The organism is Mycobacterium gordonae, from assembly GCF_002101675.1.
GTDB lineage: Bacteria > Actinomycetota > Actinomycetes > Mycobacteriales > Mycobacteriaceae > Mycobacterium > Mycobacterium gordonae.
Map to the genome: position 1 here is coordinate 46,208 of NZ_LQOY01000031.1, position 13,875 is coordinate 60,082.

At 68.5% G+C, this 13,875-nt stretch carries 13 protein-coding genes; 8 read left to right on the forward strand and 5 right to left on the reverse strand.

The features are described 5' to 3' along the window. The first annotated feature begins 5 nt into the window (after positions 1–5). The 5 genes from AWC08_RS05635 to AWC08_RS05655 are packed head-to-tail and all read left to right on the forward strand — an operon-like array spanning position 6 to position 2,242. Positions 6–497 carry a hypothetical protein gene (locus tag AWC08_RS05635; RefSeq protein WP_065135936.1) on the forward strand — a complete coding sequence of 164 codons (492 nt, stop codon included), beginning with the start codon at positions 6–8 and terminating at the stop codon, positions 495–497. Next, the gene (locus AWC08_RS05640) at positions 449–871 is read left to right on the forward strand and encodes a nitroreductase family deazaflavin-dependent oxidoreductase (protein WP_083271432.1); all 423 of its coding nucleotides are present in this window, start codon (positions 449–451) and stop codon (positions 869–871) included. Before AWC08_RS05635 ends, AWC08_RS05640 begins: the two co-directional genes overlap by 49 nt. Before the next feature lie 7 nt (positions 872–878). Next, entirely contained in the window at positions 879–1,208 is a 330-nt protein-coding gene (locus tag AWC08_RS05645) for a TfoX/Sxy family protein (protein WP_065135938.1), read from the forward strand. Between the two features lie 42 nt (positions 1,209–1,250). Further along, the gene (locus AWC08_RS05650; RefSeq protein ID WP_085087499.1) at positions 1,251–1,511 is read left to right on the forward strand and encodes a hypothetical protein; all 261 of its coding nucleotides are present in this window, start codon (positions 1,251–1,253) and stop codon (positions 1,509–1,511) included. After that, on the forward strand, positions 1,508–2,242 hold the full coding sequence (locus AWC08_RS05655; protein WP_065135940.1) for a DUF72 domain-containing protein: 735 nt from the start codon (positions 1,508–1,510) through the stop codon (positions 2,240–2,242). Before AWC08_RS05650 ends, AWC08_RS05655 begins: the two co-directional genes overlap by 4 nt. On the opposite strand, the gene AWC08_RS05660 is transcribed toward AWC08_RS05655, so the two are convergent. The 5 genes from AWC08_RS05660 to AWC08_RS05680 all read right to left on the reverse strand — a co-directional run bounded on the left by AWC08_RS05660 (position 2,230) and on the right by AWC08_RS05680 (position 10,246). Next, the gene (locus AWC08_RS05660) at positions 2,230–4,326 is read right to left on the reverse strand and encodes a Rossmann-fold NAD(P)-binding domain-containing protein (protein ID WP_069435049.1); all 2,097 of its coding nucleotides are present in this window, start codon (positions 4,324–4,326) and stop codon (positions 2,230–2,232) included. The genes AWC08_RS05655 and AWC08_RS05660 overlap by 13 nt on opposite strands. An 89-nt stretch (positions 4,327–4,415) precedes the next feature. Further along, a complete protein-coding gene (locus tag AWC08_RS05665; RefSeq protein WP_069435048.1) occupies positions 4,416–5,915 on the reverse strand; it encodes an acetyl-CoA acetyltransferase in 1,500 nt (499 codons plus the stop codon). A gap of 23 nt (positions 5,916–5,938) precedes the next feature. Beyond that, positions 5,939–7,372 carry an aldehyde dehydrogenase gene (locus AWC08_RS05670; RefSeq protein ID WP_069435047.1) on the reverse strand — a complete coding sequence of 478 codons (1,434 nt, stop codon included), beginning with the start codon at positions 7,370–7,372 and terminating at the stop codon, positions 5,939–5,941. Then, positions 7,369–9,723 (reverse strand): CaiB/BaiF CoA-transferase family protein, encoded by a 2,355-nt coding sequence (locus tag AWC08_RS05675; protein WP_069435046.1) that lies wholly within the window; start codon positions 9,721–9,723, stop codon positions 7,369–7,371. Before AWC08_RS05675 ends, AWC08_RS05670 begins: the two co-directional genes overlap by 4 nt. A 13-nt stretch (positions 9,724–9,736) precedes the next feature. Continuing rightward, the gene (locus AWC08_RS05680) at positions 9,737–10,246 is read right to left on the reverse strand and encodes a GNAT family N-acetyltransferase (protein ID WP_069435045.1); all 510 of its coding nucleotides are present in this window, start codon (positions 10,244–10,246) and stop codon (positions 9,737–9,739) included. 33 nt (positions 10,247–10,279) lie between these two features. Between AWC08_RS05680 and AWC08_RS05685 the strand changes: the two genes are divergently transcribed. The 3 genes from AWC08_RS05685 to AWC08_RS34965 are packed head-to-tail and all read left to right on the forward strand — an operon-like array spanning position 10,280 to position 13,705. Then, on the forward strand, positions 10,280–11,128 hold the full coding sequence (locus tag AWC08_RS05685; RefSeq protein WP_065132040.1) for an SDR family oxidoreductase: 849 nt from the start codon (positions 10,280–10,282) through the stop codon (positions 11,126–11,128). Positions 11,129–11,171: 43 nt separating this feature from the next. Next, the gene (locus AWC08_RS05690; RefSeq protein WP_065132039.1) at positions 11,172–13,529 is read left to right on the forward strand and encodes a phosphoketolase family protein; all 2,358 of its coding nucleotides are present in this window, start codon (positions 11,172–11,174) and stop codon (positions 13,527–13,529) included. A 23-nt stretch (positions 13,530–13,552) separates the two neighbouring features. Beyond that, the gene (locus tag AWC08_RS34965; protein WP_308207280.1) at positions 13,553–13,705 is read left to right on the forward strand and encodes a hypothetical protein; all 153 of its coding nucleotides are present in this window, start codon (positions 13,553–13,555) and stop codon (positions 13,703–13,705) included. Positions 13,706–13,875 lie beyond the last annotated feature (170 nt).

Below are 13,875 nucleotides of genomic sequence, written 5' to 3' on the forward strand. Positions count from 1 at the left end.
CACAAATGGCTGTGCTCTTACGCAAGATGCTCGGGATCGGCAAGTTGCCCGCCGACCTGCGGGCCGAGATTCAGGCTGAGAACGTCGTTCACTTGGCCGAGTTCGTTCCCGTGACCTTCCGATTCACCGGCTCGGTGCCCGGCAAGGTTTCCAAGGGCAACATCCGAAGCTATGTCGGTGCTCTGGCGATCACTTCTCAGCGGGTGGTAGGCACCTTGTCGACGGTGCCGCGGTTGGCGGGCCGCGCCCTCGACGTGCGCTGGGATGAGCCCGATCAGGGACCCGTTCACGCCGAATTCTCTGCCGAAGGCCTCAGCCTTGATGTCGACATCAGCGAGGTCGACGCGAAGTTCTCCGGCCGATTGACACTCACCTACAAGACCGCCATCCCAGAAGCGGTGCTGACCACCATTCCGCGGCGGGCCTTGTCGTTCCACGTCCCCCGGGAATGGGTGCTACGCGCACTCGGAGTTCCGGTGGCAAAATCAGCGCGGTGAGCCTCAAACGGCAGGTCGTGCACCGCGTCCAACGGTTGGTCGTGAATCCGCTGGGCCGCAAACTGCCGGTCACCATGCTGGAGACGACGGGGCGCAAATCGGGTCAGCCCCGGCTCACGGCCGTCGGCGGGCGGGTTGTCGGCAACCAGTTCTGGTTGGTGTCTGAGCATGGCGAACATTCGGACTACGTCCGAAACCTCAAGGCCAACCCGGCCGTACGGGTTCGCATCGACGGCGAATGGCGCAGCGGTACCGCCCACCTGATGCCAGAGGACGACCCCTTGCGGCGGCTGGGAAATCTGCCACGTCTCAACAGTGCCGTCGTGCGCCTGATGGGCACCGACCTGTTGACCATTCGAGTGGACCTGGACTGAGCCGGTCGTGGCCTACGACACCGACCTCGCCAACCGGATCCGTGAGCTGCTGGCCGGCGCGCGGACCGACGAGAAGCAGATGTTCGGTGGGTTGGCTTTCCTGATCGGCGGCAACATGGCGGTGGCCGTCAGCAGTCAGGGTGGCCTGCTGGTGCGGGTGCCGCGGGACGACACCGACAAGCTGCTCAAGCAGGCGCACGTGAGCCCGATGGTGATGGCCGGCCGGGAAACCCGCGGCTGGCTTCGGGTGGCGCCCGAAGGTGTGAAAACCAAACGCCAGCTTCGCAATTGGGTGACGCGCGGCGCCGATCATGCCCGCAGCCTGCCGCCCAAGTGACAGCATGCGTTTGCGTTGCGGCGGTGCGGGTACGCCGCCGCTATGGACGCTTACGAGCGGCGGGTTAGACGGCTGCTCAAGGTGGCCGGCACCACGTATGCGGAGCAGGCCGGCATCCGGCTCGACGCCGCGATCGCGGTGCGCGCCGCCAAGGAACTGTTCACAGCCGGGCTGCGCACGAGCTCCGTCACCCGGTTGACCGGCATCGCCGAGCACGTGCGTACCGGCTTCGGCGGCGATCTGCGCGGTACGCGCCTCGCTGCACGACGCGGTGCGCTTGCGGGTAACCGGTTGACTCGATGACCGTGCGAATAGGCACCTCTGGGTGGTCGTATGACCACTGGGTGGACGTGCTCTACCCGGTGGGACTGCCCTCGGCGCGGCGGTTGCGCCGTTACGTCGAGGTCTTCGACACGGTGGAGCTGAACGCCAGCTTCTATCGCTGGCCGAAGGAGTCGACATTCGCCGGATGGCGCGACCAGCTCCCCGCCGGGTTCACCATGTCGGTGAAGGCCCACCGGGGCCTCACCCACTACCGCCGGCTCGGCTCCCCGGAACCGTGGATCGAGCGGTTCGAACGCTGCTGGAAATTGCTGGGCGACCGGCACGGAGTGTTGCTGGTGCAATTGCATCCCGGCCAGCAGCGCGACGACGCCCGGCTCGACTCGTTCTTGGCCAGTGTGCCGCCGTCCATCCGGACCGCGGTGGAGCTGCGGCATCCGTCGTGGAACGATCCGGCGGTGTTCGCACTGCTGGAGCAGCACCGCGCCGCGTACGTCGTGATGAGCGGCGCCGGGCTGGCGTGTATCCCCCGCGCCACCACCGACCTGGTGTATGTCCGGATGCACGGCCCCGGCCAGGACGCCATGTACACCGGTAGCTATTCGAACGACGAACTCAAGGGCTGGGCCGATCGCATCAACGAGTGGACCGGTGAAGGCCGCGACGTGTGGATGTACTTCAACAATGACCTGGGCGGACATGCGGTGCGGAACGCGTTGACGTTGCGGGAGCTGGTGAGTCAACGCGGGTAATGATCCGGGCCGATGATGTCGGGGGGATGCTGGGCCTGCAGCCGTTCCCGCTCGGCGCGCCGACGCTTGATCCGAAGCCGCGCGTCGACCGGCATGACGACCAGCTCATCGCACAGCAGATAGTAGACGTCGTCCACGGCGTCGATCAGATCGGCCGCTACCCGCCGAGCTCCCAACTCCCGCAACGTCATTCGCAGCTCATGGGTGAACCTGATGGTGGTGTCGTGGGCCAGCTCCCGCGAGTTGCGCGCGCTGTCGGCCAACCGCTGCGCCAGCGAGCCGGGGGGTGAGGGCACCTCGGGCCCGGTGGCGGCCTCGGCGGCCATTGCCAACAGCAGTGCGGGGTCGTCGCCGAACGTCGGATTAGCCAGCTCGGCCTCGCCCCGTCCTCGGTGCCGCAGCGCGGTGACGGCAGCGTCCATCGCCGCGGCGGCCGCCGGGGACAACGCCCGGATGCTGCCGACGTTGCCGTCGGCGGCCAGTGCGCACAACGGTGGGTCGGCGCGCAGCACCGCCGCGAGCGCCCCGATTTCGGAGGCGATTCGTCGGCTTTCCATGATCACGCCGACACCGGAGATCCCGGATCCCCCGCGGGTCCGTTCCAGGGCCGCCGCCGTGATTCCGGAATCGATCACCCACAGTCCGGTCAAAATCCAGCCCTGATGAATGCGGTCGCGCAACAGCCGGATTCGGACTTCCAGGGCCGCGTCGGGCAACGCGGCCAGCGCCTCGCCGTCGAGGTGTTCCTGCGTCGCGGCGGCGACGTAGGCCTGGGTGTCGGTGCGCAGGTGACGCAACAGCGCCAGCGACCGCGCCGTGACGACCGCCTTGGCGACCGATCCGCGCGGGCCGCCGGTCAGTTCTGGCCGCCCGAACGGCAGCAGCTCAGCGGCCGGCGGCTCTGCGCCGAGGGTCTGCTGAGCCACCGCATGTTCGTCCCAGCCCGGCAATTGTGCCGCCGCGATGATGTTCGCGGACACCCCGACGTAAGGGCGGTGACCGAACACCGCGATGGCTCTGTTCGCCCATTCCTGCGCCACCACGTCACCCAGCGCCAGTACCCGCCCCATCGCCTGCCCGGCAGCGCGCAGTCCGCTGCATTGCACGTCCAGCGTGATGGGGGTCAGCGGACCCGGCAGCGCGCCGGTGAGGCTGGCCGTGCTGAAGACCGGGAACCGAGGGTCGACGCGGTCGTCGAACTCTCCTTCCATCCCCTCGGGAGCCACGCTGCGCAGCGGAGTGTCGTCCGACGCGGCCGACCGCGGCAGGGGTTCCACCGGTAGCGGGAACTGCCCTGACCCGGTGGTCGCGCCCCTGGGATCAAGCTTGCGGCCGACCAGGCCGCGGCCGGTGTCCACCACCGCGTCCAGCGCCAGCCACCCGTACTGGAACTTCCAATCTTCCTGTGCCGCACTGATATCCAAGTCAGGCACCAGGTTCTCCCAGCCGCGGACCCCGTGCAGGCGCAACCGGGGGTCCACGGATCGCAGCACCCGCCAGGCGGTGATCAGGTTGGTGGTGTCCGGAGTCGCCAGGTCGACGGCGCCGCAGCGGTCGGTGCTCACCGCCCCGACCAGGAAGCGGACCAGGTCCTCGATGTGCAGCACGCGGACGGGGCGCGCGGAGACCTTGGCACGCATCAGCGCGGCGACCGTGCGGCAGGTCATCCAATCGAGCTGGCGGCCCAGCAGCGGTGCGATGCGAATGACCAGGCTCGGCGCCCAGCCGGTGGATATCAGCGTCTCTGCGGGGCGGTACAGCTCCGCACGCCCGGCGGCTTGCGACACGAACAGCAGCCGGGCGCCGGCTCGCGCCGCCGCGTTCGCCACGTGCGCGACGCCGGTGATGCCCGCCCCGCCCGGAGCGCTGGTGTCTACCGGGGCCAGGTGAATCACGGCGTCGGCGTCGGCGGCCAGCTGCATCAGCACCGGGTGGTCCAGCGAGGCGCAGACGAAATCGACATGAGGGTCGAGGTGGTCATGGGTGTAAGGGGCGATGCCGCTGACCGTGTGACCGGCCGCGACGAGCTGGCGCGCGACGAACCGCCCGACGGTGCCTGCGGCGTCGGTCAGCAGCACGTGCACGTAGCGTCACCTCCCCGGGATATGCACACGACAATAAGCACGCCGGCCTGCCTTGCGCACTTTTGAGTCTGTACCGTGACCCGTCCGGTTTACTGCAGTTTCGCGGTGCCGTCAGCGGCGACGGCCACCTTGGCCCCGGCGATGTCGTCGCGCACTGTTTCCGCCGCGGCGGCGGGATCGGTGATCACCGCAAGAACGCGGGCGTCGTCGGGCGTTCGGACGGCCAGGAACGCCTTCTCCGGCTGTCCGTCCCGATCGAACGGCGTCGTCCACGATTCGACGGTGCCGGTGCCCTCCCACTCCACCAGCCCGACTGTGGTGGGTTCCCGATCCACCTCGGATTGAACGTCCTCCCAGCGATATTCACTGGTGCCGGGTTCGGTGCTGTAGACGCCGAAGCTGTGCTTGGTCAGGTAACCGCCGTTGGCAGTGATCAGGCCCCGCCGTCCCGGGTTTGCGGTGAGCAGTTCGGCCATCGTGGCGATGGAGTGTGTGACGTAGTTGCTCCACGGTCCGCCGGCGAAGGTGAGGCCGCCGGTGACGGTCAGCGGGCGCGCTGGATCGTCGGTGGCCAGGCCCAGCTCGGCGGCGGCGACTTGGACGGCCGACGGAAAGCAGGAGTACAGGTCGACGTAGTCGGCGTCGTCGATGCCCACACCGGCCAGTTCGAGTGCCCTGCGTCCGCCGATCCGGATGGCCGGCGAGCGGTGCAGTTCGCCGCGCTCGGCGATGGCCGAGGTGTCGTGGGCGTCGGTGCCGGCCTGCGGGTACACCCAGCGTTCCTCGGGAACCCGCAGCTTCCTGGCCTGCTCGACCGAGGTCAGGATCAGCGCAGCGCCCTGGTCGACCATGTTGTTGGAGTTCATCAGCTTGGTGTAGGGCCAGCTGATCATCCGGTTCTGCGGGCTGGGTTGCCCGATTTCGGCCGGGGTGTGGCGGCGTCGGATCCAGGCGTGCGGATTGTCCGCCGCGACGGCGCTGAAACGCGCCCACAGTTCGCTGACCCGCTTGCCGTGCTCGGCCACGGACTCGCCGCCGGCAATGCGCAGCGCCTGTTCGAACAGCGGATACACGAAGGCGGGCCGGTCCAGCTTGATCCGGATCTCGGCGTCACCGGCCATCGGCACGTCGTCACCGGCGACCTCGGGCATCGGCACGGAGTTGTCCTGCTCGGTCCACACCAGGCGGCGGCCCTGTTTCTTCAGCGCATTGCGGGTGCGCCAGGTTTCGGCCGCCGAGATCAGCACCACCCCGGCGCGGCCCTGCTGGATGTCCAGGCAGGCCTGGTTGACCAGCGACTGCGGCGTGTTGCCGCCGACGCTGCTGTAGCTCGCGGCGAACGTGGCCAGGCCCAGGCGTTCGCCGAGCAGCTGACCGGGGTTGCGGTAGTGCGCCGACAACATGTGCACCACGCGGATGGAGACCGGGATAGCCCGCAAGGCCTCGACGACGGCGGCGTCCGCGGCGTCCCGGGTGGCGGTGACCATCAGGTCGACCGGCTCGATGGACGGTCCGTCGGGGTTTGGCTCGTCGCGGTGGTTGACCTGGCCGTAGCCGATCAGCACCGGAGTCCTGGGGTCCACGGGCATAGGTCGAACTTATCGCGACGGGCTCAGGCCGGTCCGGTCCGGTAGATCGATTTCAGCGTCCGGTAGGCCTCGAGTCCCTCCGGGCCGAGCTCGCGGCCCATCCCGCTGGCCTTCACCCCGCCGAACGGGGCGCGCACGTCGAGGGCATAGTCGTTGACCCCGATGGTGCCGGTGTGCACGGCACGGGCGACGGTGGTCGCCCGGTCGACGTCGGTCGACCACACGGTGCCGGCCAGGCCGAACTCGGTGTCGTTGGCCAGCGCGATCGCCTCGTCGTCGCTGTCGTAGCCGCTGATGGTCAGCACCGGGCCGAAGACCTCCTCGCGGGCCAGCCGGTCGGTGTTGTCGACGTCGGCGAACACCGTGGGCGCCACGAACCAGCCCCGCGGTTGGTCCTCGGGCACCGAGCCGCCGGCCACCAGCCGGGCGCCACTGTTCTTGCCGACGTCGATATAACCCAGGACCCGGTCGCGTTGGCGTGAGCTGACCATCGGGCCGATCTCGGTGCCCGGGTCCAGCGGATCACCCACCGCCATGCTGTCGGCCAGCGCCGCGACCGCGTCGACGATCTCCTCGTAGCGGGATTTAGGCGCCAGGATGCGCGAGCTGAGATGGCAGGTCTGACCGTTGTTGACGAAGGAGGCGTTACGCAGGCCGCGGATCGTCGCGTCCAGGTCGGCGTCGTCGAGGATGATGGCGGCCGACTTGCCACCCAGTTCCAGGGTGACCGGTCGCATCAGGCGCCCGCAGGTCTCCGCGACCAGTCGCCCGGTCGCGGTCGAACCCGTGAACGCGACCTTGTCGACACCGGGATGAGACACCAGGCGGGCGCCGACGGCCGGACCGCCCGACACCACGTTCAATACCCCGGGCGGCAGGCCGGCTTCCACTGCAGCCTCGGCGAAAACCAGTGCGTCCAAAGCGGTTTCGGGCGACGCCTTGAGTACCATGGTGCAACCCGCGGCCAGCGCGGGCGCCACCTTCATCGCGGCCAGCGCCTGCGGGTAGTTCCAGGGCACGATCGCGCCGACGACCCCGACGGCCTCGCGTCGCACGATGGTGTGCCCGGTGACGCTGGGCCGAATCTCCTCGATCGGTACCTCGGTGACCAGTTGCGCGTAATAGCGCAGTAGCAGCGCCGGGAACGCGCCGTTGGCGCCGCGCGACAGGCGGATGGGCATGCCGTTCTCCCGGGTCACCAGCTCACTGGTTTCCCTGGCACGTGCCTTGAGCGCGTCCGCCATCGCGTTCAGGATCCCGGCGCGGTGTTCGGGTGAGCTGGCCCGCCAGTCGGGCAGGGCCCGGCGCGCGGCGGCGACGGCGGCGTCCAGGTCGGATTCGCTGACGACGGCGCCGGCGCCGAGCGGCTCGCCGGTCGCCGCTTCCACCACCGGTTCGGCATCGTCGGCGGTCCGGAACTGGCCGTCAGCGAAAAACTGTGCGGTTGAAGATGTCACGGGCCTGCCTCCGGTTCGTCCGCTGCGAACAGTACGCCTTCGTCGATCCAACGCTGCACCTCGTCCGGGCTCATCCCGAGCAGCCGCGCGCAGATCGCCCGGGTGTCCTGGCCGGGTTGCGGGGCCGGGCGTTGCGGGGCGGGTGGGATATGGCGAAACGGAGCCGGTCCGGTCTCGGCGGGCAGGACACGCGCGATCAGCGGATGTGTCATGTCGCTGAACAGCTTTCGCTCGATCAGTTGCGGATCTTCGAGGATGTCGGGCGGCCGGTTCATCGGGCCCGCCGCGAGGCCGGCATCCTGCAGCATCTGAGCCGCCTGCACCGCTGTACGTGCGCCGGTCCACCGCTTGAGCTCGGCGACCAACTTGCCGCAATCGTCGGCCGGCTGGACCAGAAGCGATGCCAGACAATCCCATTCAGCTTCGGTGCCGATGGACACCACGCACCATTCGTCGTCGCCGGCGCACGGGCAGACGGCGTGCACGCTGGTGTCGGCGTGGACCTCGGCCATACCGGCGGCCAGCGCGGCCTCGGTGACGAACAACGTGTCGAGTTGGTTGACGACAACCTCCGCCTGCGAGATGTGCACGTGGGCGCCCTGACCGGCGCGGTCACGGCGGATCAGGGCGGCCAGTGCCAGAGTGGCCGCGATACGCCCCACGACATGGTCGGGAAAAATCGTCGTCGCGTCATAGAACGCGTGCCGTGCGCCGTCGGCGGGGGCGTCATCGGAGGTCCAGGCGCGGGTGGCGCCCGTCGTCGCCCGCACCAAAGGTCCGTAGCCCAGCCGGGTGCTCCATGGGCCGGTGTTGCCGAACGCGCTGCTGCCCGCGAGCACGATCCGCGGGTTGAGCGCGACCAAGGTGTCGTAGTCAAAGCCAAGGGAGCCAAGGGTTCCCGGCTTGAAGTTGGCGAACACCGCATCGGCCTGGGTGACGAGCCGGGAGAAAATCTCCTTGCCTTTCACGCTGCGCAGATCGATGCCCAGGGCGCGGTGATTGCGGTGGGTCCAGGCGAACGACTCGCTCATCGCGTCGCCGGCGCGGGCCTGCCGCAGACCGTCCGGGTACTCGGCGGATTCCACCTTGATGACATCGGCGCCCAGGTCGCCGAACAGCCGGCCCAGTTCGCCGCCGGCGACGATGATGCCGAGGTCCAGGATCCGCAGGTTTCGGAAGGGGTAATCCCCGGCCGCGCCCGAGGTTGGCGGTGCCGGCGCGGGGTCGGCCGTCCAGCGCGGCTCGTCGTGCCCGACGGTGGGCGCCGGTGTCCGGAAACCGCAGTGCTCGCCGTCGACGACGAAATAGCCGGTGGGCACCGGGGTATGTACGCCCGGCACCAGTTCGGCGTCGGTGATTGCCCCGACCTGCTCAAAATGCTCCGACGCCAGAATCCTGGCGGGGGTGAGCACCGCCGCGATGGGCACCCCGTGTGCCTGTCCGGCGGCCACCAGCTCCTTCATGGTCTTCCCGGCGAACAACGCCTGCACCAGCACGCTGATCTGGGGCCACGCCGCGAATCGGGCGCCGATCGCCTCGTACTTGGGGTCCTGAAAATCCCCCGGCTCCCCCAGCCAGCGGCGCAGTCCGCGCCATTGCCGCGGCGCCATCACACACAGCCGCACGTAGCCGTCCTGGCACGGATAGATCGGGTACGCGTCCTGGTTCTTGGGCCGACCCCGCCAGCGACTGCCGCTGCGGACGCCCGCGGCGGCCTGCCCGTGCGCGCCGAACGCTGGATCGAGCGCCATGACCACCGCGTCGAACCGGGAGAAGTCGATGTAATCGCCTGTGCCGCACCGCAATCGGTTGTAGTAGGCGGCCAGTGCCACCCAGGCGGCCTGCGCCGCCGCGGTGGCCGAGGCGATCCCGATCGGCGGTAGCACCGGGGTTCCGACGGTGGGGCCGGTACGCGACAGCGCTCCGGACATCGCATACAGCACGGCGTCGGTGGCCCGCCAGGACGAGCGCGGGCCAGTGGCGCCGAAATCGCTGATCGACAGCACCACCAGATGTGGGTAGCGGTCGGCCAGGTCGGTCCCGGACGTGCCGTAGGCAGCGGTCTGGCCGGTGTCGACGAGGATGTCGGCGGTGGCGGCCAGGTCAAGCAGTCGCCGGCAGTCGCCGTCGCGGTCCGGGTCCAGGACCGTGCTGCGCTTGTTGGCGTTGTGCACGGCGAAGGAGATGCCGGCGCCGGCCAGGGTCGGCAAGGCTGTGCGTGCCGGGCTACCGCCCGGGGGCTCCACCTTGAGAACGTCTGCCCCCAGATCGGCCAGCAGGCGGGTGACCGCGTCGGCGTCAGCTACGGACAAGTCCACGACTCGGACTCCGTCGAGGAGCTTCTCCGGCATGGCATCACCGTAGTCAACCCAGGGTGCGGCGGTACCGCACCTCCTCGGTCGGCCTGCCGCCGTAGGACCTGGTGCGCCTCGCACCATCGGGATGCCAGCCGTCGCGCTCGTAGAACCGGCGCGCCCGGTCGTTGTCGCGTAGCACCCACAGGGTGGCGGCGGCGAAGCCGCGGTCGGCCAACCGCTCCCGGGCGGCACCGACCAGCAGACGTCCGACGCCGGTGTTCACATAACGCGGGTCCACGTAGATCGCCATCAGCTCACCATGATCGGCCAGGTCGTCGTCCCGGCAGAGGCCCACGCTGGCAAAGCCGCAGATGGTGCCGTCAGCCACCGCGACCAAGGTGGTGGGTACCCGCAGACCCATGCGCCCGAACTGGTAGCGGTGTGTCCAGGACTCCGGGGTGAGGCTGTCCAGGTAATCCTGGTCGATCAGGCCGCGGTATGCCGACCGCCAGGACCGCACGTGCACGTCGGCCACCTGACTGGCGTCGGCCGGCACGGCGTCACGCACCTCCGTCATCGTTGCAGTATCCAGCGGCCTAACGTGTCTGCCATGACAGATTCGGGATCGGTCGGTTTGAAAGTGCGTGACAAGGTGGTGGTGATCACCGGCGGAGCGCGGGGCATCGGGTTGGCGACGGCGACCGCGCTGCACAAGTTGGGCGCCAAAGTCGCCATCGGTGACATCGACGAAGCGACGGTCAAGGAGTCGGGTGCCGACCTCGGTCTCGAGGTGTACGGCAAACTCGATGTGACGGACGCGAATTCGTTCTCGGACTTCCTCGATCAGGTGGAACGTCAGCTCGGACCGATCGACGTGCTGGTCAACAACGCCGGCATCATGCCGGTGGGGCGGATCATCGACGAGCCCGACGCCGTCACCCGGCGCATCCTCGACATCAACGTCTACGGCGTCATCCTGGGCAGCAAGTTGGCGGCTCAGCGCATGGTGCCGCGCGGTCAGGGCCATGTCATCAACATCGCGTCCCTGGCCGGGGAGATGCACATCGTCGGGCTGGCCACCTACGTCGCCAGCAAGCACGCGGTGCTCGGGTTCACCGACTCGGCGCGGCTGGAATACCGCTCGGCCGGCGTGCATTTCTCCTCGGTGCTGCCGACGTTCGTCAACACTGAACTCGTGGCGGGCACCTCCGGTATGAAGGGCTTCCGCAACGCGGAGCCGGCCGAGATCGCGGATGCGATTGTCGCACTGGTGGCTCAGCCCAAGCCGCGGGTGCGGATCACGAAGATCGCCGGCGCCGTGGTCACGTCGCAGAAATTCTGGCCGCGGCGCGCCGCCGAGGCGTTGAACCGACTGATCGGCGGCGACCACGTCTTCACCGACCAGATCGACGTGGAAAAGCGCCGCGCCTACGAGGCCCGTGCCCGCGGGGAGGAATGAACTCGTAAGACGGAGTTCATTTGAGGTCTCGACAATCGGGTAGATGAGCCCCATGAGACTTCCCGACGACGAGTGTGCCCTGATCGACGCCTACTGGCGAGCCGCCAACTACCTCTCGGTCGGCCAGATCTACCTGTTGGACAATCCCCTACTGGCCGAGCCCTTGGCCGCCGAGCACGTCAAACCCCGGCTGCTCGGCCACTGGGGAACGACGCCGGGGCTCAATCTCATCTACGCCCACCTCAATCGCGTCATCCGCAATCGCGACGCCAACGTCATCTACATCACCGGGCCCGGCCATGGCGGTCCCGGCCTGGTGGCCAACGCCTACCTCGAAGGCACCTACAGCGAGGTCTATACGGGCATCGAGGAAGACACCGACGGGCTGCGCAAACTGTTCCGGCAGTTTTCGTTCCCGGGCGGGATTCCCAGCCACGTCGCGGCACAGACGCCGGGATCCATTCACGAGGGTGGCGAGCTGGGCTACGCGCTGGTGCACGCCTACGGCGCGGCGTTCGACAACCCCGATCTGGTGGTCGCCTGCGTGGTCGGCGACGGTGAGGCGGAGACCGGGCCGCTGGCCACGAGTTGGCATTCGAACAAGTTTCTCAATCCCGCCGTCGACGGCGCGGTGTTGCCGATCCTGCACCTCAACGGCTACAAGATCGCCAACCCGACGGTGTTGGCGCGAATCCCCGAGGCCGAGCTCGAGGCGTTGATGCGCGGGTATGGCTATCGGCCGATCATGGTCGCCGGGGACGACCCCGCCAGTGTGCACCGGCAGCTGGCCGCCGCCCTCGACGACGCCTTCGACGACATTGCGGCGATTCAGCACGCGGCGCGCTCCGGCCTATCGAGCGAGCGGCCGGTGTGGCCGATGATCGTGCTGCGCACCCCGAAAGGCTGGACCGGTCCGAAGGTGGTCGACGGACGGCAGGTGGAGGGCACCTTCCGCGCACACCAGGTGCCGTTGGCCGCCACGCACGACAACCCCGAGCATCGCGCGCAGCTGGAGGAATGGCTGCGCAGTTACCGGCCCGAGGAGCTGTTCGACGGCGACGGCAGGTTGCGGCCTGAGCTGAAAGCCGTTGCGCCCCAGGGTGACCGGAGAATGAGCGCCAACCCGCACGCCAACGGCGGAGTGCTGCTGCACGATCTGGATTTGCCGGACTTCCGCGACTACGCCGTGTCGGTGGAGCGGCCCGCCGCCGCGACGCACGAGGCGACCCGCGTGCTGGGTACGTTCCTGCGTGACGTCATCAAGCGCAACCCCGACCGGTTCCGGTTGATGGGTCCCGACGAGACCGCCTCCAACCGCCTCGATGCGGTGTTCGGCGCCACCGACCGGGTGTGGGTCTCGCGCACGGAGCCGGACGACGACCACCTCGCGCCCGATGGCCGGGTTATGGAGGTGCTGTCGGAGCATCTGTGTCAGGGCTGGCTGGAGGGCTACCTGCTGACCGGCAGACATGGGCTGTTCAACTGCTACGAGGCGTTCGTGCACATCGTCGACTCGATGCTCAATCAGCATGCGAAGTGGCTGGCCACCACGCTGGATCTGCCGTGGCGGCGACCGATCGCGTCATTGAATTACCTGCTCAGCTCCCATGTGTGGCGCCAGGACCACAACGGTGCGTCGCATCAAGATCCCGGCTTCATCGACCTCGTCGCCAACAAGCGGGCCGAGCTGACCCGGGTGTACCTGCCGCCGGACGGCAACACGTTGCTGTCGGTCGCCGATCACTGCCTGCGTAGTCGCAACTACATCAACGTCATCGTGGCGGGCAAGCAGCCGGCGCTGTCTTACCTGTCGATGGAGGAGGCGGTCCTGCACTGCACCCGGGGCCTGGGGATCTGGCCGTGGGCCAGCACCGCTGTTGGTGAACCCGACGTGGTGTTGGCCTGCGCGGGCGACATTCCGACGCTGGAAATCCTTGCTGCTGCGGATATTCTGCGCCGCGAGGTGCCGGACCTGGCGGTGCGGGTGGTGAACGTGGTCGACCTGATGCGTCTGCAGCCCGACACCGAACACCCGCATGGCTTGCCCGACAACGAATACGACGCGTTGTTCACTGCCGATAAGCCGGTGATCTTCGCTTATCACGGCTACCCCTGGCTGATCCATCGGCTGACCTACCGCCGTGCCGGCCACCATCACATGCACGTGCGCGGCTTCAAGGAACGCGGCACCACCACGACGCCTTTCGACATGGTGATGCTCAACGACCTGGACCGCTTCCACTTGGTGATGGATGTGATCGACCGGGTGCAGGGTCTGGCCAGCAGCGCAGGCGGACTGCGCCAGCGCATGGTCGACGCGCGCCTGTCTGCCCGCAACTACACCCGCGAACATGGCGAGGACGACCCGCAGGTCTCGGGGTGGACCTGGCAGGCGGAGTGAGTCGCCCTCAAAAAGGTTGCGAGGTGCGGGGTGCCGACAGTAGTGGGACCGCGGTGCATACCGGCGCGCGGGTGCGCGACCTGGTGATCGGCTCAGGCCAGGAGTTCACCGACCACGGCACCCATCGACTCAAGGGTGTACCGGGCGACTGGCGTCGGTTCGCCGTCGCCTGGTGAGACCGGCCGCCCAGCTAAAAGGGTGGGGGTTCGTTGTCGGGTGGGCCGGTGGCGGCGATGCGGGCTTGGCGGTTGTGGCGGCGTTCGGCGGCGACGCGGTGGGCGCGGTCTTGGGCGCGGGTGCGGCGGCGGGTGGGCATCATCGCGGTGCGTTCGGCGCAGTAGTCCCG